At 48.7% G+C, this 22,258-nt stretch carries 17 protein-coding genes, 1 tRNA gene, 3 pseudogenes and 6 other annotated features; of the genes and pseudogenes, 13 read left to right on the top strand and 8 right to left on the bottom strand.

Annotation, left to right across the window (positions count from 1 at the left end; translation table 11 throughout):
* From sufC to SF1710, 3 genes and pseudogenes are all read left to right on the top strand, one after another.
* Positions 1–747, top strand: a complete 747-nt coding sequence (gene sufC, locus SF1712) for an ABC transporter ATP-binding protein (RefSeq protein NP_707581.1) — start codon at positions 1–3, stop codon at positions 745–747.
* Positions 722–1,993, top strand: coding sequence for a cysteine desulfurase (gene ynhC / locus SF1711; RefSeq protein NP_707580.1), 1,272 nt, complete (start codon positions 722–724; stop codon positions 1,991–1,993). The genes sufC and ynhC overlap by 26 nt, the downstream gene beginning before the upstream one ends.
* Positions 1,990–4,548, top strand: a sequence feature (Similar to Escherichia coli K12 conserved hypothetical protein gi: 1787970 (407 aa). BLAST with identity of 98% in 852 aa. This CDS has been disrupted by insertion. The sequence has been checked and is believed to be correct.). (Overlaps the previous gene by 4 nt.)
* Positions 1,990–4,548: pseudogene (locus SF1710) on the top strand. Its footprint overlaps the feature before it by 2,559 nt. The gene ynhC and the pseudogene SF1710 overlap by 4 nt, the downstream one beginning before the upstream one ends.
* Positions 2,393–3,721 (bottom strand) — a mobile genetic element. It overlaps the preceding pseudogene by 1,329 nt.
* Positions 2,406–3,614, bottom strand: a complete 1,209-nt coding sequence (locus SF1709) for an insertion element iso-IS10R transposase (RefSeq protein ID NP_707579.1) — start codon at positions 3,612–3,614, stop codon at positions 2,406–2,408. Its footprint overlaps the feature before it by 1,209 nt. The pseudogene SF1710 and the gene SF1709 sit on opposite strands and share 1,209 nt — an antisense overlap.
* Positions 4,549–4,560: 12 nt before the next feature.
* Together ynhA and ynhG are read left to right on the top strand one after the other, a co-directional pair.
* Positions 4,561–4,977 carry a cysteine desufuration protein SufE gene (ynhA, locus tag SF1708; protein NP_707578.1) on the top strand — a complete coding sequence of 139 codons (417 nt, stop codon included), beginning with the start codon at positions 4,561–4,563 and terminating at the stop codon, positions 4,975–4,977.
* Between the two features lie 148 nt (positions 4,978–5,125).
* Positions 5,126–6,130, top strand: a complete 1,005-nt coding sequence (gene ynhG, locus SF1707; RefSeq protein NP_707577.1) for a hypothetical protein — start codon at positions 5,126–5,128, stop codon at positions 6,128–6,130.
* Positions 6,131–6,192: 62 nt separating this feature from the next.
* Here ynhG and lpp read toward each other — a convergent pair whose 3' ends face one another.
* The 3 genes from lpp to insB all read right to left on the bottom strand — a co-directional run bounded on the left by lpp (position 6,193) and on the right by insB (position 9,205).
* Positions 6,193–6,429, bottom strand: a complete 237-nt coding sequence (gene lpp / locus SF1706; RefSeq protein ID NP_707576.1) for a murein lipoprotein — start codon at positions 6,427–6,429, stop codon at positions 6,193–6,195.
* 311 nt (positions 6,430–6,740) lie between these two features.
* Entirely contained in the window at positions 6,741–8,153 is a 1,413-nt protein-coding gene (pykF, locus tag SF1705; protein NP_707575.2) for a pyruvate kinase, read from the bottom strand.
* Positions 8,154–8,686: 533 nt separating this feature from the next.
* Positions 8,687–9,454 (bottom strand) — a mobile genetic element.
* The gene (insB, locus tag SF1704; RefSeq protein NP_707574.1) at positions 8,702–9,205 is read right to left on the bottom strand and encodes an insertion element IS1 protein InsB; all 504 of its coding nucleotides are present in this window, start codon (positions 9,203–9,205) and stop codon (positions 8,702–8,704) included. It overlaps the preceding feature by 504 nt.
* 31 nt (positions 9,455–9,485) lie before the next feature.
* Here insB and SF1703 point away from each other — a divergent pair.
* The 7 genes from SF1703 (at position 9,486) to SF1697 (ending at position 15,880) form a co-directional block, all read left to right on the top strand.
* Positions 9,486–9,695, top strand: a complete 210-nt coding sequence (locus SF1703; RefSeq protein ID NP_707573.1) for a hypothetical protein — start codon at positions 9,486–9,488, stop codon at positions 9,693–9,695.
* A gap of 455 nt (positions 9,696–10,150) precedes the next feature.
* Complete coding sequence (locus tag SF1702) at positions 10,151–10,777, top strand: hypothetical protein (RefSeq protein ID NP_707572.1); 627 nt, start codon at positions 10,151–10,153, stop codon at positions 10,775–10,777.
* A 325-nt stretch (positions 10,778–11,102) separates the two neighbouring features.
* Positions 11,103–12,899, top strand: a complete 1,797-nt coding sequence (gene ydhV / locus SF1701; RefSeq protein NP_707571.1) for a hypothetical protein — start codon at positions 11,103–11,105, stop codon at positions 12,897–12,899.
* A gap of 12 nt (positions 12,900–12,911) precedes the next feature.
* The gene (locus SF1700) at positions 12,912–13,550 is read left to right on the top strand and encodes a hypothetical protein (RefSeq protein NP_707570.2); all 639 of its coding nucleotides are present in this window, start codon (positions 12,912–12,914) and stop codon (positions 13,548–13,550) included.
* A gap of 12 nt (positions 13,551–13,562) precedes the next feature.
* Complete coding sequence (locus SF1699) at positions 13,563–14,282, top strand: oxidoreductase, Fe-S subunit (protein NP_707569.1); 720 nt, start codon at positions 13,563–13,565, stop codon at positions 14,280–14,282.
* On the top strand, positions 14,279–15,064 hold the full coding sequence (gene ydhU, locus SF1698) for a thiosulfate reductase cytochrome subunit B (protein ID NP_707568.1): 786 nt from the start codon (positions 14,279–14,281) through the stop codon (positions 15,062–15,064). Before SF1699 ends, ydhU begins: the two co-directional genes overlap by 4 nt.
* 3 nt (positions 15,065–15,067) lie before the next feature.
* On the top strand, positions 15,068–15,880 hold the full coding sequence (locus SF1697) for a hypothetical protein (RefSeq protein NP_707567.1): 813 nt from the start codon (positions 15,068–15,070) through the stop codon (positions 15,878–15,880).
* Positions 15,881–15,891: 11 nt separating this feature from the next.
* Positions 15,892–17,314: a sequence feature (Similar to Escherichia coli K12 conserved hypothetical protein gi: 1787957 (535 aa). BLAST with identity of 98% in 474 aa. This CDS contains deletion. The sequence has been checked and is believed to be correct.), on the bottom strand.
* On the opposite strand, the pseudogene SF1696 reads toward SF1697, so the two are convergent.
* From SF1696 to SF4469, 3 genes and pseudogenes are all read right to left on the bottom strand, one after another.
* Positions 15,892–17,314 (bottom strand): annotated as a pseudogene (locus SF1696). (Overlaps the previous feature by 1,423 nt.)
* A gap of 125 nt (positions 17,315–17,439) precedes the next feature.
* Positions 17,440–17,745 (bottom strand): monooxygenase, encoded by a 306-nt coding sequence (locus SF1695; RefSeq protein NP_707566.1) that lies wholly within the window; start codon positions 17,743–17,745, stop codon positions 17,440–17,442.
* A 107-nt stretch (positions 17,746–17,852) separates the two neighbouring features.
* A tRNA-Val gene (locus tag SF4469) sits at positions 17,853–17,929 on the bottom strand.
* Between the two features lie 307 nt (positions 17,930–18,236).
* On the opposite strand from SF4469, the gene SF1694 reads away from it, so the two are divergent.
* A complete protein-coding gene (locus SF1694) occupies positions 18,237–19,493 on the top strand; it encodes a hypothetical protein (RefSeq protein ID NP_707565.1) in 1,257 nt (418 codons plus the stop codon).
* Positions 19,494–20,227: 734 nt separating this feature from the next.
* Positions 20,228–21,555 (top strand) — a mobile genetic element.
* A gap of 6 nt (positions 21,556–21,561) precedes the next feature.
* Positions 21,562–22,244 (bottom strand) — a sequence feature (Similar to Escherichia coli K12 transport protein gi: 1787953 (458 aa). BLAST with identity of 99% in 228 aa. This CDS has been disrupted by insertion. The sequence has been checked and is believed to be correct.).
* Here SF1694 and ydhE read toward each other — a convergent pair.
* Positions 21,562–22,244, bottom strand: a pseudogene (gene ydhE / locus SF1691). It overlaps the preceding feature by 683 nt.
* Positions 22,245–22,258: the final 14 nt, after the last annotated feature.

Raw genomic sequence — 22,258 nt, 5'->3', positions numbered from 1 at the left:
ATGTTAAGTATTAAAGATTTACACGTCAGCGTGGAAGATAAAGCTATCCTGCGTGGATTAAGCCTCGACGTTCGTCCCGGCGAAGTTCACGCCATTATGGGGCCAAACGGTTCGGGCAAAAGTACCTTATCGGCAACGCTTGCCGGGCGCGAAGATTATGAAGTGACGGGCGGCACGGTTGAGTTCAAAGGCAAAGATTTGCTTGCACTGTCGCCGGAAGATCGTGCAGGCGAAGGCATCTTTATGGCCTTCCAGTATCCGGTGGAGATTCCAGGCGTCAGTAACCAGTTTTTCCTGCAAACGGCACTTAATGCAGTGCGCAGCTATCGCGGCCAGGAAACGCTCGACCGCTTTGATTTTCAGGATTTGATGGAAGAGAAAATCGCTCTCCTGAAGATGCCGGAAGATTTATTAACCCGTTCGGTAAACGTTGGTTTTTCCGGCGGCGAGAAAAAGCGCAACGATATTTTGCAAATGGCGGTGCTGGAACCGGAGTTATGCATTCTTGATGAGTCGGACACCGGGCTGGATATTGACGCATTAAAAGTGGTCGCCGATGGCGTGAACTCGCTGCGTGATGGCAAGCGCTCATTCATCATTGTTACGCACTACCAACGCATTCTCGACTACATCAAGCCTGATTACGTTCATGTGCTATATCAGGGACGAATTGTGAAATCCGGCGATTTCACGTTGGTCAAACAACTGGAGGAGCAGGGTTATGGCTGGCTTACCGAACAGCAGTAATGCGCTGCAACAGTGGCATCACTTGTTTGAAGCTGAAGGGACAAAACGCTCACCGCAAGCACAGCAGCATTTACAACAATTGCTGCGTACCGGACTGCCGACACGTAAACATGAAAACTGGAAATATACGCCGCTGGAAGGGCTGACCAATAGTCAGTTTGTCAGCATTGCGGGAGATATATCCCCACAGCAGCGTGATGCCTTAGCGTTAACGTTAGACGCCGTGCGGCTGGTGTTTGTCGATGGACGTTACGTGCCCGCGCTGAGCGATGCAATTGAAGGCAGCGGATATGAAGTGAGCATTAACGACGACCGTCAGGGGTTACCCGACGCTATTCAGGCGGAAGTGTTTCTGCATTTGACGGAAAGCCTGGCACAAAGCGTGACGCATATCGCCGTGAAGCGCGGTCAACGGCCGGCAAAGCCATTGCTGTTAATGCATATCACCCAGGGCGTGGCAGGTGAAGAGGTGAACACTGCCCATTACCGGCATCATCTGGATCTGGCGGAAGGTGCCGAAGCAACGGTGATCGAACATTTTGTCAGCCTTAATGATGCTCGTCATTTTACCGGGGCACGGTTCACTATCAATGTCGCAGCGAACGCCCACTTGCAGCATATCAAGCTGGCGTTTGAAAACCCGGTCAGTCACCACTTTGCCCATAACGATTTGTTGCTGGCTGACGATGCCACCGCATTTAGCCATAGTTTCCTGCTGGGTGGCGCAGTGTTACGACACAACACCAGTACGCAACTCAATGGCGAAAACAGCACGCTGCGGATCAATAGCCTGGCGATGCCGGTGAAAAACGAGGTGTGTGATACCCGTACCTGGCTGGAACACAATAAAGGTTTTTGTAACAGCCGACAGTTGCACAAAACTATCGTCAGCGACAAAGGCCGCGCGGTATTTAACGGTTTGATCAACGTCGCGCAGCACGCCATCAAAACGGATGGTCAGATGACCAACAATAATCTGCTGATGGGCAAACTGGCGGAAGTGGATACAAAACCGCAGCTGGAAATCTATGCAGATGATGTGAAATGCAGCCACGGCGCGACGGTGGGGCGTATTGATGATGAACAGATGTTCTATCTGCGCTCGCGCGGGATCAATCAGCAGGATGCCCAGCAGATGATCATTTACGCCTTTGCTGCCGAACTGACGGAAGCACTGCGTGATGAGGGGCTTAAACAGCAGGTGCTGGCCCGAATCGGTCAACGGCTGCCAGGAGGTGCAAGATGACTTTTTCCGTCGACAAAGTGCGGGCCGACTTTCCGGTGCTTTCGCGTGAGGTAAACGGTTTGCCGCTGGCTTATCTCGACAGCGCCGCCAGTGCACAGAAACCGAGCCAGGTGATTGACGCCGAGGCCGAGTTTTATCGTCATGGCTACGCGGCGGTGCATCGCGGTATTCATACCTTAAGCGCCCAGGCGACCGAGAAAATGGAGAACGTGCGCAAGCGGGCATCGCTGTTTATTAATGCCCGTTCGGCGGAAGAGCTGGTGTTTGTCCGCGGCACGACGGAAGGGATCAATCTGGTCGCCAATAGCTGGGGCAACAGCAATGTGCGGGCGGGCGATAACATCATCATCAGTCAGATGGAGCACCACGCTAACATTGTCCCCTGGCAGATGCTTTGCGCTGAGAGATCCCCTCATAATTTCCCCAAAACGTAACCATGTGTGAATAGATTTTGAGTAAGCAGGGTTGCAGCCACGAGTGAGTCTTCCCTTGTTATTGTGTAGCCAGAATGCCGCAAAACTTCCATGCCTAAGCGAACTGTTGAGAGTACGTTTCGATTTCTGACTGTGTTAGCCTGGAAGTGCTTGTCCCAACCTTGTTTCTGAGCATGAACGCCCGCAAGCCAACATGTTAGTTGAAGCATCAGGGCGATTAGCAGCATGATATCAAAACGCTCTGAGCTGCTCGTTCGGCTATGGCGTAGGCCTAGTCCGTAGGCAGGACTTTTCAAGTCTCGGAAGGTTTCTTCAATCTGCATTCGCTTCGAATAGATATTAACAAGTTGTTTGGGTGTTCGAATTTCAACAGGTAAGTTAGTTGCTAGAATCCATGGCTCCTTTGCCGACGCTGAGTAGATTTTAGGTGACGGGTGGTGACAATGAGTCCGTGTCGAGCGCTGATTTTTTCGGCCTTTAGAGCGAGATTTATACAATAGAATTTGGCATGAGATTGGATTGCTTTTAGTCAGCCTCTTATAGCCTAAAGTCTTTGAGTGACTAGATGACATATCATGTAAGTTGCTGATAGGTTTCCAGTTTTCCGCTCCTAGGTCTGCATATTGTACTTTTCCTCTTACTCGACTTAACCAGTACCAACCCAGCTTCTCAACGGATTTATACCATGGCACTTTAAAGCCAGCATCACTGACAATGAGCGGTGTGGTGTTACTCGGTAGAATGCTCGCAAGGTCGGCTAGAAATTGGTCATGAGCTTTCTTTGAACATTGCTCTGAAAGCGGGAACGCTTTCTCATAAAGAGTAACAGATCGACCGTGTAGTGCGACTGAAGCTCGCAATACCATAAGCCGTTTTTGCTCACGGATATCAGACCAGTCAACAAGTACAATGGGCATCGTATTGCCCGAACAGATAAAGCTAGCATGCCAACGGTATACAGCGAGTCGCTCTTTGTGGAGGTGACGATTACCTAACAATCGGTCGATTCGTTTGATGTTATGTTTTGTTCTCGCTTTGGTTGGCAGGTTACGGCCAAGTTCGGTAAGAGTGAGAGTTTTACAGTCAAGTAAGGCGTGGCAAGCCAACGTTAAGCTGTTGAGTCGTTTTAAGTGTAATTCGGGGCAGAATTGGTAAAGAGAGTCGTGTAAAATATCGAGTTCGCACATTTTGTTGTCTGATTATTGATTTTTGGCGAAACCATTTGATCATATGACAAGATGTGTATCTACCTTAACTTAATGATTTTGATAAAAATCATTAGGGGATTCATCAGTGCTTTGCGCACGCGTTGGCGCAGAGCTGCGTGTGATCCCTCTCAACCCCGACGGTACGCTGCAACTGGAGACGCTGCCTACGCTGTTTGATGAGAAAACTCGCCTGCTGGCAATTACTCATGTCTCCAACGTGCTTGGCACAGAAAATCCACTGGCGGAAATGATCACGCTTGCGCACCAGCATGGCGCAAAAGTGCTGGTGGATGGCGCTCAGGCGGTGATGCATCATCCGGTGGATGTTCAGGCGCTGGATTGCGACTTTTACGTGTTCTCCGGGCATAAACTGTATGGCCCCACCGGAATTGGCATTCTTTATGTGAAAGAAGCCTTGTTGCAGGAGATGCCGCCGTGGGAAGGGGGCGGTTCTATGATCGCCACCGTCAGCCTGAGTGAAGGCACTACCTGGACCAAAGCACCATGGCGGTTTGAAGCCGGTACACCCAATACCGGGGGCATCATTGGTCTTGGCGCGGCGCTGGAGTATGTTTCGGCGCTGGGGCTTAATAGCATAGCCGAGTATGAACAGAATCTGATGCATTATGCGCTATCACAGCTGGAATCTGTACCGGATCTCACTCTCTATGGCCAACAAAACAGGCTTGGCGTTATTGCTTTTAATCTCGGTAAACACCACGCCTATGATGTTGGCAGTTTTCTCGATAATTACGGCATTGCTGTGCGTACCGGACATCACTGCGCTATGCCATTAATGGCCTATTACAACGTCCCTGCGATGTGTCGGGCGTCGCTGGCCATGTATAACACCCATGAAGAAGTGGAGCGTCTGGTGACCGGCCTGCAACGTATTCACCGTCTGCTGGGATAACAGGGAGGCACTATGGCTTTATTGCCGGATAAAGAAAAATTGCTGCGTAATTTTTTACGCTGCGCCAACTGGGAAGAGAAATATCTCTACATTATTGAGCTGGGCCAGCGTCTGCCAGAATTACGCGCCGAAGACGGAAGCCCACAAAATAGCATTCAGGGCTGCCAGAGTCAGGTGTGGATTGTCATGCGCCAGAATGCGCAGGGAATTATTGAATTGCAGGGCGACAGCGATGCGGCGATTGTGAAAGGGCTTATTGCGGTCGTCTTTATTCTCTACGATCAGATGACGCCGCAGGATATTGTCAATTTCGATGTGCGTCCGTGGTTTGAAAAAATGGCGCTCACCCAACATCTCACCCCATCTCGTTCACAAGGTCTGGAAGCGATGATTCGCGCAATTCGCGCCAAAGCCGCTGCACTTAGCTAAACTAAAGGGACAGCTTTCATCCGGTTGGCTCACATTGCCGGATGGTCAATGTTTACACTGACCGGCACAGGAGTGTTTTGGTTTCAGGTGAACATAAGCACCATCCGACGTTTCAGCGTGAGTCTCCGGCAAATACAGGAGGTTTACAATGAAACGCGCGTCTTTGCTTACACTCACGCTTATCGGCGCTTTTAGCGCCATCCAGGCTGCCTGGGCGGTTGATTATCCGCTACCACCAACCGGAAGCCGACTGGTTGGGCAAAATCAAACGTATACGGTGCAAGAAGGGGATAAAAACCTTCAGGCTATTGCCCGACGTTTTGATACTGCAGCAATGTTGATCCTTGAAGCCAATAACACTATCGCCCCGGTGCCAAAACCTGGTACGACGATAACTATTCCTTCACAACTGTTATTACCTGATGCACCGCGTCAGGGGATTATCGTTAACCTTGCAGAGCTGCGCCTTTATTATTATCCGCCGGGAGAAAATATTGTGCAGGTTTATCCAATAGGTATTGGATTGCAGGGGCTGGAAACGCCGGTGATGGAAACGCGTGTTGGGCAGAAAATCCCTAACCCAACCTGGACGCCTACGGCAGGCATTCGTCAGCGTTCGCTGGAGCGTGGCATTAAATTACCGCCAGTCGTTCCTGCCGGACCAAATAACCCGCTAGGACGTTACGCACTGCGCCTCGCGCATGGTAATGGCGAATACCTCATTCATGGCACCAGTGCGCCGGACAGCGTTGGTTTGCGCGTCAGTTCAGGGTGTATTCGCATGAATGCACCGGATATTAAAGCCTTGTTCTCCAGCGTGCGGACGGGAACGCCGGTGAAAGTGATCAACGAACCGGTGAAATATTCCGTGGAACCTAACGGGATGCGTTATGTTGAAGTACATCGACCACTATCAGCAGAAGAACAGCAAAACGTTCAGACAATGCCATACACACTGCCAGCAGGCTTTACGCAATTTAAAGACAATAAGGCTGTAGATCAGAAGTTAGTCGATAAAGCGTTGTATCGTCGGGCAGGGTATCCGGTTTCGGTGAGCAGTGGAGCAACTCCCGCAGCCAGCAATGCGCCTTCAGTAGAGTCAGCGCAGAATGGTGAACCAGAGCAAGGGAATATGTTACGCGCGACGCAGTAGTGGTAAATAGCAGACAAAAAAATGGCGCACAATGTGCGCCATTTTTCACTTCACAGGTACTATTACTTGCGGTATTTAGTAGCCATGTTGTCCAGACGCTGGTTAGCACGAGCTGCGTCATCTTTAGCAGCCTGAACGTCGGAACGCATTGCGTTCACGTCGTTGCTCAGCTGGTCAACTTTAGCGTTCAGAGTCTGAACGTCAGAAGACAGCTGATCGATTTTAGCGTTGCTGGAGCAACCTGCCAGCAGAGTAGAACCCAGGATTACCGCGCCCAGTACCAGTTTAGTAGCTTTCATTATTAATACCCTCTAGATTGAGTTAATCTCCATGTAGCGTTACAAGTATTACACAAAGTTTTTTATGTTGAGAATATTTTTTTGATGGGAAGGCACTTATTTTTGATCGTTCGCTCAAAGAAGCATCGAACGCTGGGTTTTAGATAAAAAAATTGAGAGAAAACAGGATGCTTCCATCGGATTCATCTTAAATAAAGTGAGATTATATAGTGAAATCCGATTTGATTTTTTATTGCTTCTGGTTATCGATTAAATAAAAAAAGCGCCCATCAGGGGCGCTTCGATATACAAATTAATTCACAAAAGCAATATTACAGGACGTGAACAGATGCGGTGTTAGTAGTGCCGCTCGGTACCAGTGCACCAGAAACCATAACTACGACGTCACCTTTGTGTGCCAGACCGCTCTGCAGAGCCAGTTCTTTACCCAGACGGTAGAAATCATCAGTAGAAGTGATCTCTTTAACCAGCTGCGGCACAACGCCTTTGCTCAGTACCAACTGATGAGCCGTTTTTTCGTTGGTGGTCAGTGCCAGGATGGTGGCATCCGGGAAGTATTTACGTACTGCGCGAGCAGATTTACCGCCCTGGGTAGCAACCACGATCAGCGGAGCATCCAGTTTTTCAGCAGTTTCAACGGCACCACGGCATACCGCTTCGGTGATGCGCAGTTTACGGTTGTCATTGTTGAACTCGAGACGGCTGTTCATCACGCGGTCGGTACGTTCGCAGATGGTCGCCATGATAGAAACCGCTTCCAGCGGGTATTTACCTTTTGCGGATTCACCAGACAGCATCACTGCGTCAGTACCGTCGAGGATGGCGTTTGCAACGTCACCGGCTTCTGCGCGAGTCGGGCGTGGGTTTTTGATCATGGAATCCAGCATCTGGGTCGCAGTGATAACGACTTTACGTGCACGGATACATTTTTCGATCATCATCTTCTGGGCGAAGATAACTTCTTCTACCGGGATTTCTACACCCAGGTCGCCACGCGCAACCATGATGCCGTCAGAGGCTTCGAGGATTTCGTCGAAGTTGTTGAGGCCTTCCTGGTTTTCGATTTTGGAGATGATGTGGATGTTTTCGCCGCCGTGCGCTTTCAGGTGCTCACGGATTTCGATAACGTCAGAACGCTTACGAATAAAGGAAGCAGCAACAAAGTCTACGCCTTTTTCGCAACCAAAGATCAGGTCCTGTTTGTCTTTTTCAGCCAGTGCTGGCAGAGCAATGGAAACGCCAGGCAGGTTCACACCTTTGTTTTCGCCCAGGTCACCGTTGTTCAGCACTTTACAGATAACTTTGTTACCTTCAATGGCGGTAACTTCCATACCGATCAGACCATCGTCAACCAGTACGGTGTTGCCAACAGACAGGTCAGTAGTGAAACCTTCATACGTTACCGCAACCATTTCGCTGTTGCCGATAACAGATTTATCAGTGGTGAAAGTAAAGGTCTGACCAGCTTTCAGAGAAACATCGTTACCGCCTTCCAGTTTCATGGTGCGGATTTCCGGACCTTTGGTATCAAGCAGGATAGCGGCGGTTTTACCAGTTTTGCTCATCACGTTGCGCAGATTCTGAATGCGCTGACCGTGTTCTGCATAGTCACCATGAGAGAAGTTCAGACGCATAACGTTCATGCCAGCGTCCAGCATTTTAGCTAACATCTCTTCAGATTCGGTTTTCGGTCCGATGGTGCAAACAATTTTGGTCTTTTTCATGACAGTCTTAGTCTTTAAGTTGAGAAGGATGGGAGAAACTTGCTTTCTGGGCGCACTGCCGGAAAGCGAATCCGGTATTACGAAAGTGGTGGTGCCTCGCTCTAAGGATAGGTGACATCGAAAAAGCGTGCAGAGGAATGTGTGCTTGTGTCTCAGCCCAACGTGAGTGTCTGTTTTTGAGTCGTTGAGTTCTACAGTCCAAAGTGCTGAAACCATTCAAGAGTCAATTGGCGCGCATTATACGCTGAAATTAATCCAAAAGGAAAACAAAAACAGCGTTTCAAAAAATATACAACTTGTTAGACAATAAATTGTTATCAAAGATTTAACGTTCCAGGGAAAAGGTTACGCAAAAACTTCGCTGTTTGCGCAACGTCTGGTGCCGAAGTTGTCAGTGTGAGGATAAGTGAAAGTTCATCCGGTGTATAAATATATCATCGCTCAATTGCTACAGTTAAAATAATTTATCGCGTTATTTGTCTGATTTTGTTTGATTTTTGTTTAATTGGTTAGATTGATATATGCTGATAGTTGGTAATGACTCCAACTTACTGATAGTGTTTTATGTTCAGATAATGCCCGATGACCTTGTCATGCAGCTCCACCGATTTTGAGAACGACAGTGACTTCCGTACCAGCCTTGCCAGATGTTGTCTCAGATTCAGATTATGTCGCTCAATGCGCTGAGTGTAACGCTTGCTGATAACGTGCAGCTTTCCCTTCAGGCGTGATTCATACAGCGGACAGCCATCCGTCATCCATACCACGACCTCAAAGGCCGACAGCAGGCTCAGAAGACGCTCCAGTGTGGCCAGAGTGCGTTCACCGAAGACGTGCGCCACAACCGTCCTCCGTATCCTGTCATACGCGTAAAACAGCCAGCGCTGACGTGATTTAGCACCGACGTAGCCCCAATGTTCGTCCATTTCAGCGCAGACAATCACATCACTGCCCGGTTGTATGCGCGAGGTTACCGACTGCGGCCTGAGTTTTTTAAGTGACGTAAAACCGTGTTGAGGCCAACGCCCATAATGCGTGCACTGGCGCGACATCCGACGCCATTCATGGCCATATCAATGATTTTCTGGTGCGTACCGGGCTGAGAGGCGGTGTAAGTGAACTGTAGTTGCCATGTTTTACGGCAATGAGAGCAGAGATAGCGCTGATGTCCGGCAGTGCTTTTGCCGTTACGCACCACGCCTTCAGTAGCGGAGCAGGAAGGACATCTGATGGAAATGGAAGCCACGCAAGCACCTTAAAATCACCATCATACACTAAATCAGTAAGTTGGCAGCATTACCTGATAGTTGGCATGATAAATAGGTATAAAGAATGGGAAATCGGACAAAAGAGGATGAACTGTACCGAGAAATGTGCAGAGTTGTCGGTAAAGTTGTGCTGGAAATGCGCGATCTGGGGCAGGAACCAAAGCATATTGTTATCGCAGGCGTATTACGTACAGCATTAGCCAATAAACGCATTCAGCGCAGTGAGCTGGAAAAGCAGGCGATGGAAACCGTCATTAACGCACTGGTAAAATGACCATTCAGGATGAGGCGGTAAGCTTCATCCTGATATTCTTGCTTCAGTTGCGGTCCAGTTAATCATTCTAAATAACAACTGCTGAAATTATACGAATTTCGGTATGTATTTTAATTTATAGCGATAATGTTATTTTTATTTTCTGCAATGAACGTCACAAATGATTGTCGCTTAAGTTAAATTTATTTCAAATGATAATAAATATCAGTTCGCTTATAATTTCTTGCTTTGTAATTTTAATTGATAACGATCAATGTTAAGGGCTCAGAATAATCACATTATTTTTTCTCCTAACCATAAAGGATTAGTTTATCGGCGTTAAATCTTTTCTCATACACTATCGGGTTAGGGAAAATATCTGGTGTTGGGGACAGAGTCAGCAGCGTATTAGTTGAATGCTTAATATCAGGCTGCTGAATTGTCAGCACTGTGTTTGCGAAGAGGATGCGAAATAAATGAACCCGGTTGATCGTCCACTATTAGATATTGGCTTAACGCGATTAGAATTCTTGCGTATATCAGGAAAAGGCCTTGCTGGTCTAACAATTGCCCCTGCGTTACTGTCACTTTTGGGTTGCAAACAGGAAGATATTGATAGCGGCACAGTAGGGTTGATAAATACACCCAAAGGGGTGCTGGTGACCCAGCGAGCGCGATGCACGGGTTGCCACCGCTGTGAAATCTCTTGTACCAACTTCAACGATGGCTCAGTAGGGACATTCTTCTCCCGTATCAAAATCCATCGCAATTATTTCTTTGGCGACAACGGGGTTGGCTCTGGCGGCGGCCTGTATGGCGATCTCAACTATACCGCGGACACCTGCCGTCAATGCAAAGAGCCGCAATGCATGAACGTCTGCCCGATTGGTGCGATTACCTGGCAGCAGAAAGAAGGCTGTATTACCGTCGATCATAAACGTTGTATTGGCTGTAGCGCCTGTACTACGGCATGCCCGTGGATGATGGCCACCGTAAATACCGAAAGTAAAAAATCCTCGAAATGTGTGTTATGCGGTGAATGCGCAAACGCCTGCCCAACAGGGGCGTTAAAAATTATCGAGTGGAAAGATATTACTGTGTGAATCTTGCAAAGGAAAAAATCATGGCTAACGGTTGGACAGGTAATATATTAAGAGTCAATCTCACGACAGGAAATATTACCCTCGAAGATTCCAGTAAGTTTAAAAGTTTTGTCGGTGGCCTGGGCTTCGGCTACAAAATTATGTATGACGAAGTACCGCTAGGCACGAAACCTTTCGATGAAGCGAATAAATTAGTCTTTGCTACCGGCCCATTACCTGGATCTGGTGCCCCCTGTAGTTCTCGCGTAAATATCACCTCACTTTCTACTTTTACCAAAGGAAATTTAGTCGCGATGCCCATATGGGTGGCTTTTTTGCAGCGCAAATGAAATTCGCTGGATACGACGTCATTATTATCGAAGGGAAGGCGAAATCACCGGTATGGCTGAAGATTAAAGATGACAAAGTTAGCCTGGAAAAAGCCGATTTCTTATGGGGAAAAGGGACGCGCGCAACGACGGAAGAAATTTGTCGATTGACCAGCCCGGAAACCTGTGTGGCGGCTATTGGTCAGGCTGGGGAAAACCTTATTCCTCTCTCTGGCATGTTGAATAGCCGTAACCACAGCGGCGGTGCGGGAACTGGCGCAATAATGGGTTCGAAAAACCTGAAAGCGATTGCGGTTGAAGGGACGAAAGGGGTCAACATTGCCGATCGTCAGGAGATGAAGCGTCTCAATGATTACATGATGACTGAACTTATTGGTGCGAATAACAACCATGTCGTGCCAAGTACGCCACAATCGTGGGCAGAGTATTCAGATCCCAAGTCACGCTGGACAGCACGTAAAGGGCTGTTTTGGGGCGCGGCTGAAGGTGGTCCGATTGAAACGGGTGAAATTCCGCCAGGCAATCAGAATACGGTCGGCTTTCGTACCTATAAATCCGTTTTTGACTTAGGACCGGCGGCAGAGAAATACACAGTAAAAATGAGCGGCTGCCACTCTTGCCCGATCCGTTGTATGACCCAAATGAATATTCCTCGGGTGAAAGAGTTTGGCGTGCCCAGCACAGGTGGTAACACTTGTGTAGCAAACTTTGTCCATACCACCATCTTCCCGAACGGGCCGAAAGATTTTGAAGATAAAGACGATGGTCGTGTGATTGGTAACCTGGTTGGTCTGAATTTGTTCGATGACTACGGCCTATGGTGTAACTACGGGCAGTTGCATCGCGACTTTACTTATTGTTACAGCAAAGGTGTGTTCAAGCGTGTTCTGCCAGCTGAAGAGTATGCAGAAATTCGCTGGGATCAACTGGAAGCGGGTGACGTTAACTTCATTAAAGATTTTTACTACCGTCTGGCGCATCGTGTGGGTGAGCTGAGTCACCTGGCTGATGGTTCATATGCCATCGCAGAACGCTGGAATTTGGGTAAAGAGTACTGGGGCTACGCGAAAAATAAACTCTGGTCGCCGTTTGGCTATCCGGTTCACCATGCCAATGAAGCGTCAGCGCAGGTCGGTTCCATTGTTAAGTGTATGTTCAACCGTGACTGCATGACGCATACCCATATCAACTTTATTGGTTCCGGCTTGCCATTGAAACTGCAACGTGAAGTGGCGAAAGAACTTTTTGGTTCTGAAGATGCTTACGATGAAACCAAAAACTACACGCCAATCAATGACGCAAAAATTAAATATGCAAAGTGGTCGCTGTTGCGGGTCTGTTTGCATAACGCCGTCACTCTGTGCAACTGGGTCTGGCCAATGACCGTTTCGCCGCTGAAAAGCCGTAATTACCGGGGCGATCTGGCGCTTGAAGCCAAATTCTTCAAAGCGATCACCGGCGAAGAGATGACTCAGGAAAAATTAGATTTAGCTGCAGAGCGTATCTTTACGTTGCATCGTGCCTACACGGTAAAACCGATGCAAACCAAAGATATGCGTAATGAACACGATCTTATCTGTTCCTGGGTTTTCGACAAGGATCCGCAGATCCCGGTCTTTACTGAAGGTACTGACAAAATGGATCGTGACGATATGCATGCTTCGCTCACGATGTTCTACAAAGAAATGGGCTGGGACCCACAGCTTGGTTGTCCAACCCGCGAAACATTGCAGCGTCTGGGGCTGGAAGATATTGCCGCCGATCTGGCAGCACACAATCTACTGCCTGCGTAAGGAATGGGTAAGATGAACCATCAGGATGAATTGCCGTTAGCGAAAGTCAGCGAAGTTGACGAGGCGAAGCGGCAATGGTTGCAGGGGATGCGTCACCCCGTTGATACGGTAACCGAACCAGAACCTGCTGAAATCCTGGCTGAGTTCATTCGCCAGCATTCTGCGGCTGGGCAGCTGGTGGCGCGCACCGTGTTTCTCTCGCCACCCTATTCGGTTGCAGAAGAGGAACTGTCAGTTTTGCTGGAAAGCATTAAGCAGAACGGAGACTACGCGGATATCGCTTGTATGACGGGAAGTCAGGATGATTACTATTACTCAACGCAGGCCATGAGTGAAAACTACGCGGCGATGTCTTTGCAAGTTGTGGAGCAGGACATTTGTCGCGCCATTGCACACGCCGTTCGTTTTGAGTGCCAGACGTATCCTCGTCCTTACAAAGTCGCCATGCTGATGCAAGCGCCATATTACTTCCAGGAAGCGCAGATTGAAGCCGCGATCGCCGCGATGGATGTTGCACCTGAATATGCCGATATACGGCAGGTGGAGTCATCGACGGCGGTGTTGTACTTGTTTAGCGAGCGATTTATGACCTATGGCAAGGCTTATGGCTTATGCGAATGGTTCGAGGTAGAGCAGTTTCAGAACCCCTGAAATTTCAGGGAGATGTCATGGATAGGGTGGACAGTTGCAGCCACTGCATTAGGGGATAATCAGATGTCCTTCACTCGACGCAAATTTGTTCTGGGGATGGGAACAGTAATCTTTTTTACTGGTTCTGCGTCTTCTCTGTTAGCGAACACGAGGCAAGAAAAGGAAGTTCGGTATGCCATGATTCATGACGAGTCACGGTGCAATGGCTGTAATATTTGCGCCCGCGCATGCCGTAAAACTAACCACGTCCCCGCTCAGGGAAGCCGTTTATCGATAGCACACATTCCAGTCACCGATAACGACAACGAAACGCAGTATCACTTTTTTCGCCAGTCATGTCAGCACTGCGAAGATGCTCCGTGCATCGACGTATGCCCGACGGGGGCATCGTGGCGTGATGAGCAGGGGATCGTGCGGGTAGAAAAATCGCAGTGCATCGGCTGCAGTTATTGCATTGGCGCTTGTCCGTACCTGGTTCGCTACCTTAACCCTGTCACTAAAGTGGCAGATAAATGTGATTTCTGCGCTGAGTCCCGACTGGAAAAAGGCTTTCCGCCCATTTGCGTCAGCGCCTGTCCGGAACACGCATTGATCTTTGGTCGCGAAGATAGCCCAGAAATTCAGGCGTGGTTGCAGGATAATAAATACTATCAATATCAGCTACCTGGTGCCGGAAAACCGCATCTGTATCGCCGGTTCGGTCAACATTTGATTAAAAAGGAAAATGTATGAACCCGTCGCAACATGCTGAACAGTTTCAGAGCCAGTTAGCGAACTATGTGCCACAGTTCACTCCCGAATTTTGGCCGGTGTGGTTGATCATTGCCGGAGTATTGCTGGTTGGGATGTGGTTGGTGCTGGGGCTGCACGCCTTGCTTCGTGCTCGTGGCGTGAAGAAATCAGCCACCGATCATGGTGAGAAGGTTTATCTTTACAGCAAAGCGGTCAGATTATGGCACTGGTCGAATGCGTTACTCTTTGTATTGTTGCTGGCAAGTGGGCTGATAAATCACTTTGCGATGGTGGGCGCAACTGCGGTTAAAAGTCTGGTTGCGGTGCATGAAGTTTGCGGATTTTTGTTACTGGCATGCTGGCTCGGCTTTGTGCTGATCAATGCCGTTGGGGATAATGGTCACCACTATCGCATTCGTCGTCAGGGGTGGCTGGAACGAGCGGCAAAACAAACGCGATTTTATTTGTTTGGCATTATGCAGGGGGAAGAACATCCTTTCCCGGCAACAACACAGTCTAAATTTAATCCCTTACAGCAGGTCGCCTATGTTGGTGTCATGTATGGATTGCTGCCGTTGTTACTATTGACGGGGCTGTTGTGTCTCTATCCGCAAGCCGTGGGAGATGTGTTTCCTGGCGTAAGATACTGGTTATTGCAGGCGCATTTTGCTCTGGCATTTATAAGCCTCTTTTTTATCTTCGGTCATCTTTATCTTTGCACCACGGGGCGTACGCCACACGAAACCTTTAAAAGCATGGTCGATGGCTATCACCGGCACTAACGAATGATCATTACACGAGCAGACCTGCGAGAATGGCGTATCGGAGCGGTGATGTATCGCTGGTTCCTGCGCCATTTCCCACGCGGCGGTAGTTATGCCGATATTCGTCATGCACTGATTGAGGAAGGATATACGGACTGGGCGGAGAGTCTGGTTGAGTATGCGTGGAAAAAATGGCTGGCGGATGAAAACTTCGCGCATCAGGAAGTTTCCTCTATGCAAAAACTGGCCACAGACCCCGGAGAGATACCATTTTGCAGTCAGTTTGCCCGCAGCGACGATCATGCTCGCATCGGCTGTTGTGAGGATAACGCCCGAATCGCAACCGCTGGGTATGCCGCGCAAATTGCCAGTATGGGTTATAGCGTGCGGATTGGAAGTGTCGGCTTTAACAGTCACATTGGCAGCTCCGGTGAACGCGCACGGGTTGCTGTAACCGGTAATTCTTCGCGGATAAGCAGCGCTGGAGATAGTAGTCGGATTGCGAATACCGGAATGCGAGTACGCGTTTGTACATTGGGTGAACGGTGTCATGTCGCCAGTAATGGTGACCTGGTGCAAATCGCCAGCTTTGGCGCAAACGCCAGAATTGCCAACAGCGGCGACAATGTACACATCATTGCCAGCGGTGAAAATTCAACGGTAGTGAGCACGGGCGTGGTCGACTCAATTATTCTCGGGCTAGGGGGAAGCGCCGCACTGGCATATCATGACGGCGAAAGAGTTCGCTTCGCCGTCGCCATTGAAGGTGAAAACAATATTCGAACCGGAGTCCGCTATCGTCTTAATGAACAGCATCAGTTTGTTGAGTGCTGATAGCTTTACCTTTAATCAAACGAAAGACGCCGACGAGCACGGGATGCAGGCTTTACGACCGCCCGAGCCATCGCCTCACCAATTTCTGCACATGCCGTAAGTCCCTGAACGAAAGGCTGGTCGTGCATCAACCAGGGCAACGCGCCGAACGCTACGCGTCCACGAATATCTTCGGGTTGCTGTAACGTATAATCTTCGCCAACATCAGGGATTTCAGATCCCCGCTTCACGTAAGGCCAGTAGTCGACGAATAGACTCTGAAGGGATTGCCGCATAATTATCGATGAAAACCCTGGCAAGGCCTTTACTGAACCGTTTATGGTCGTGTTCATTCAGATGAGGAACAATTTCCTGTACGGCTTCATGCAGGCGCAGAATGACATAACGCCAGGGAACAGTATGTTTTTCTCGTTTATTGCGTTCGACTTCCTGGAGATTTTTTTCTGCCCAGTCAAATGGGTCGCGTTGTTTGCGCTCGGCAAACCAGGCTTGAGCAAAGGAATCGACATTCAGGCTCTCTAAGGCTATGCGTTGGCTCCAGTCTGGATCAGCAAACTTGATTTCCTCTACTATCAATCTAAATACCCGATCCAAAAGGCCCTCTTCACCTTTTTGAATCTCAGCATTTAATGCCTGATCGGTGACGATGTGTAAGGGCTCGTAGGGAATAGGGCAATAGAAATCGGCTTCGGGTAAAATACCCGTGCGCGACATCAACGTAATATTTAGCTTTTCACTTGCGTTATCGCGGTGAAAAACGACGTGTTGTTTATCATCTTCAATGAACGAACCATGCTGAATAGCCACTGCCATTGCCGCATCCAGTCCGCTCAAGGATGTTCCCATAATACCCACGTTACACGCATCGACCTTTGCTTCCATCAGGCCTGACCACGGGCTGGGAAAATACGTTCTGGTTGCTTCTTCTTCATCAGGCCAGACGTGACCCGTGGCAATCACCGCTAAATCAAACGTCTCGCTGGGTAAATCCTGATTTGTAGCGAGCATGACGCCAGCATTTGTAATTTGCAGATCGGTAACCTGGCATGATTCATAAACAGCCACTGCAAATTTTTGCTGTCGTGCCTGGTCTACTAATCGTAAAAATTGATCGCGGAAATATTCGCCCAGCAGAATTCGCGGTAAAAACTGACGATCGTGCAAGGTTTCTTTTTTAACGCCATAACGCTGGAGATGGCTGGCTTCTTGCTTTTGTAGCCATTCGAGATACGTACAATTAATCGGCGGTATTTCAATACTGGCAATATTTGCCAGCATCATTTTTGAGTTTTCCTCATCACTGTATGGCATCCCGACACCGGCCTCGTCAGCCTGCTCGAAGATAGAAATAGAAAGTGGAGTTTGTTGCTGTAGAAGCGAGAATAAGGTGTAGATCCCCGTAGGCCCGGCACCCACAATAGCAATTTTTTTCATTGTTACTTACCTGTACGCATTCTTTCGAATTTAGTGTTATCAGATAAGTTTGGTTGAGATTTTTAGAATTTGAGAAATTTCAGACAGGGATGAAAAGGGCGCTAACCGCCCTTGATTAAATTCTGTCAGGCGAGTTTTGCCTGATTGATTTGACTAAGTGGCTCATTGACATCGAAAACTTTGGCGACAACTTCCTCAACGCCGAGATTTTTCAGTCGGGCAGTATGTTTTTCCAGATAGGCAAGGGCGCTTTTTTCATCAGTGAAAAGGTAGATCCCACCGGCTTCGTGGTTCTTTTCACTTTCTGTCCATACCTTCCACAGAAAACCAGGTTCCTGATTAATCGACTCAGCAAGTGGTTTAAGCTGCTCAGCCATTGCGTCGCCAAATGGGCCATTAAAAGCAAAATGAAGTTGTAACAAAGTTGCCATAGCGATTCTCCTTCTGATAACGCGTACGAAGACAGTGTAAATCTTTTAACGTATTGGATACAGAGAAGAAACAGAGGGAAAAAGGAAAAGACCAGATTAAGAAAATCTGGTGCGTCCGAGTGGACTCGAACCACCGACCCCCACCATGTCAAGGTGGTGCTCTAACCAACTGAGCTATGAACGCAACGTTGTAGGTGACAACGGGGACGAATATTAGCGGCAGAGTGGAAAGGTGGCAAGAGGCAAAACGTAATTTTCTGCGCTATTTCGACCGTTTGCAGAGCTTTTAAGCAAATTGGCTATATTTTGTTGATTTGCAAGGGCGATTTTTATTCAGGATCGCATTTACATCTGATACAACCCAATAATTCGTGTATCAGAGTTTAAACAGAGTTGTTTGCCACCATCTCAAATCTGTCGTGGATAAATCCTCCGTAGCCTTTACACTTAGGTAGCAATAAAGGCACACAGATGCAGCACAGGAATAAATTATGGGATCTGATGCCAAAAACTTGATGAGCGACGGGAATGTGCAAATTGTTAAGACCGGCGAGGTCCTTGGCGCGACGCAACTTACTGAAGGCGAGTTGATTGTTGAAGCTGGCGGAAGAGCCGAAAATACCGTGGTCACGGGGGCTGGCTGGTTGAAAGTGGCAACCGGTGGGATCGCCAAATGCACACAGTACGGTAACAATGGCACGCTATCGGTCAGCGACGGTGCCATTGCCACAGATATTGTTCAGTCCGAGGGAGGCGCAATTAGTCTCTCTACGCTCGCTACGGTTAATGGCCGCCATCCCGAAGGTGAATTCAGCGTTGATCAGGGTTATGCCTGCGGTTTGTTGCTGGAAAATGGCGGTAACCTGCGTGTACTGGAAGGACATCGCGCGGAAAAAATCATTCTCGATCAAGAGGGCGGCCTGTTGGTTAATGGGACAACCTCAGCGGTCGTGGTAGATGAAGGTGGTGAATTGTTGGTGTATCCAAGTGGAGAAGCCAGCAATTGTGAGATTAATCAGGGCGGCGTTTTTATGCTGGCCGGGAAAGCCAGTGATACGTTGCTTGCTGGTGGCACCATGAATAATCTCGGTGGTGAAGACTCTGACACTATTGTTGAGAATGGATCCATTTATCGTCTGGGGACGGATGGCCTTCAGCTCTACAGTTCCGGTAAGACGCAAAACCTGTCGGTGAATGTGGGGGGGCGGGCTGAAGTGCATGCCGGTACGCTGGAAAATGCGGTAATACAAGGTGGAACAGTGATCCTGTTGTCACCCACCAGCGCGGACGAAAATTTTGTCGTAGAGGAAGATCGCGCACCGGTTGAACTGACCGGGAGTGTTGCATTACTGGACGGCGCTTCAATGATTATTGGTTATGGCGCAGAGCTGCAACAATCAACGATTACTGTACAGCAGGGCGGTGTGTTGATTCTCGACGGCAGTACGGTAAAAGGTGACAGCGTCACTTTCATTGTTGGTAACATCAATCTGAATGGCGGAAAACTGTGGCTGATCACTGGTGCGGCAACGCATGTGCAACTGAAAGTGAAACGCCTGCGCGGAGAGGGAGCGATTTGCCTGCAAACCAGTGCGAAAGAAATTTCACCTGACTTCATCAATGTGAAAGGGGAAGTTAACGGGGATATACGCGTTGAGATAACAGATGCCAGTCGGCAAACTCTGTGTAACGCTCTGAAATTACAGCCAGACGAAGACGGGATTGGCGCAACGCTCCAGCCTGCGTAAAAACACAGGCGCAACCCGTGAAGGTTGCGCCTTGTCTTTATTAGCGGGACGCTCGTTGCAGAATGATGGCTGACGGCATACGTTGCAGGAACCGCATACGCAGCATCATCATAATGGCTGCCGATGTCAGGCCGATAATAAAGCCTATCCAGAAGCCTGCTGGCCCCATAGGTTCAACGACCAGATCGGTCAGTGCCAGAATATAGCCGCTTGGCAAGCCCAGCACCCAGTAAGCTGTAAAGGTGATATAGAAAATGGAACGCGTATCTTTATAACCACGCAAAATCCCACTGCCAATCACCTGGATTGAGTCAGAAATCTGATATACCGCCGCCAGCAACATCAAATGCGCAGCCAGCGTTACAACCTCGGGATTGTCGTTGTACAACAGGGCGATTTGCTCCCGCAGTGAAACCGTGAAAATGGCCGTCAGGGTTGCCATACAGACACCCACCATAAGCCCGGTCCGCGCAGCGGTTTGCGCATCCAGCGTTGAGCCCTGACCCAGACGATAACCTACGCGGATAGTTACCGCTGCCGCCAGCGACATTGGAAGCACAAACATCAGTGAACTAAAGTTCAGGGCAATCTGGTGTCCTGCGACATCAACAATACCGAGCGGAGACACTAACAGAGCCACGACGGCAAACAGTGTCACTTCAAAGAACAGTGCCAGCGCAATCGGCAAACCGAGTTGAATCAGTCGTTTCATAACCGCAGGCTCGGGCTTAGCGCTGATGAATCCCCTAATGATTTTTATCAAAATCATTAAGTTAAGGTAGATACACATCTTGTCATATGATCAAATGGTTTCGCCAAAAATCAATAATCAGACAACAAAATGTGCGAACTCGATATTTTACACGACTCTCTTTACCAATTCTGCCCCGAATTACACTTAAAACGACTCAACAGCTTAACGTTGGCTTGCCACGCCTTACTTGACTGTAAAACTCTCACTCTTACCGAACTTGGCCGTAACCTGCCAACCAAAGCGAGAACAAAACATAACATCAAACGAATCGACCGATTGTTAGGTAATCGTCACCTCCACAAAGAGCGACTCGCTGTATACCGTTGGCATGCTAGCTTTATCTGTTCGGGCAATACGATGCCCATTGTACTTGTTGACTGGTCTGATATCCGTGAGCAAAAACGGCTTATGGTATTGCGAGCTTCAGTCGCACTACACGGTCGTTCTGTTACTCTTTATGAGAAAGCGTTCCCGCTTTCAGAGCAATTTCAAAGAAAGCTCATGACCAATTTCTAGCCGACCTTGCGAGCATTCTACCGAGTAACACCACACCGCTCATTGTCAGTGATGCTGGCTTTAAAGTGCCATGGTATAAATCCGTTGAGAAGCTGGGTTGGTACTGGTTAAGTCGAGTAAGAGGAAAAGTACAATATGCAGACCTAGGAGCGGAAAACTGGAAACCTATCAGCAACTTACATGATATGTCATCTAGTCACTCAAAGACTTTAGGCTATAAGAGGCTGACTAAAAGCAATCCAATCTCATGCCAAATTCTATTGTATAAATCTCGCTCTAAAGGCCGAAAAAATCAGCGCTCGACACGGACTCATTGTCACCACCCGTCACCTAAAATCTACTCAGCGTCGGCAAAGGAGCCATGGATTCTAGCAACTAACTTACCTGTTGAAATTCGAACACCCAAACAACTTGTTAATATCTATTCGAAGCGAATGCAGATTGAAGAAACCTTCCGAGACTTGAAAAGTCCTGCCTACGGACTAGGCCTACGCCATAGCCGAACGAGCAGCTCAGAGCGTTTTGATATCATGCTGCTAATCGCCCTGATGCTTCAACTAACATGTTGGCTTGCGGGCGTTCATGCTCAGAAACAAGGTTGGGACAAGCACTTCCAGGCTAACACAGTCAGAAATCGAAACGTACTCTCAACAGTTCGCTTAGGCATGGAAGTTTTGCGGCATTCTGGCTACACAATAACAAGGGAAGACTCACTCGTGGCTGCAACCCTGCTTACTCAAAATCTATTCACACATGGTTACGTTTTGGGGAAATTATGAGGGGATCTCTCAGGGCTTAGCGGTGCCTTTTTCGTTACGAATATCGCGCATGGAGCGGGCGCGTTTAATGTAAGAAACCATGGCAAGGAACATGACCCAATACACCGCCGCAGTAGCCACGCCACAACCAACGCCACCGAGCTCAGGCATACCGAAATGACCATAAATAAAGATATAGTTCACCGGGATGTTCACCAGCAGGCCGATAAAGCCCATTACCATACCCGGCTTGGTTTTTGCCAGACCTTCACATTGGTTACGGGCAACCTGGAAGAACAGATATCCCGGCGCGCCCCACAACAACGCACGCAGATAACCCACGGCTTTGTCCGCCAGAGCCGGATCGATGTTTTCCATGTAGCGGATAATGTAACCTGCATTCCACAGCACCAGCATAATGAGAACGGAAACAAAACCTGCCAGCCAGAAACCTTGTCGCACCTGATGCGCAATGCGCTCACGTCGACCGGAACCATTTAATTGCGCGATAACCGGCGTTAATGCCAGCAGCAGTCCGTGACCAAAGAGGATCGCCGGAAGCCAGATAGAAGTACCGATAGCGACCGCCGCCATGTCGGTGGCACTATAGCCGCCCGCCATCACGGTATCGACAAAACCCATCGCAGTTTGGGCGATTTGCGCGAGAATCACCGGGATTGCTAATGCTAATAACAGACGCGCTTCACTGATATACTTCTGCACGTGAACACCTTTTA

The organism is Shigella flexneri 2a str. 301, from assembly GCF_000006925.2.
Lineage (GTDB): Bacteria > Pseudomonadota > Gammaproteobacteria > Enterobacterales > Enterobacteriaceae > ECMA0423.
This window is presented reverse-complemented; position numbering and strand designations above follow the sequence as displayed.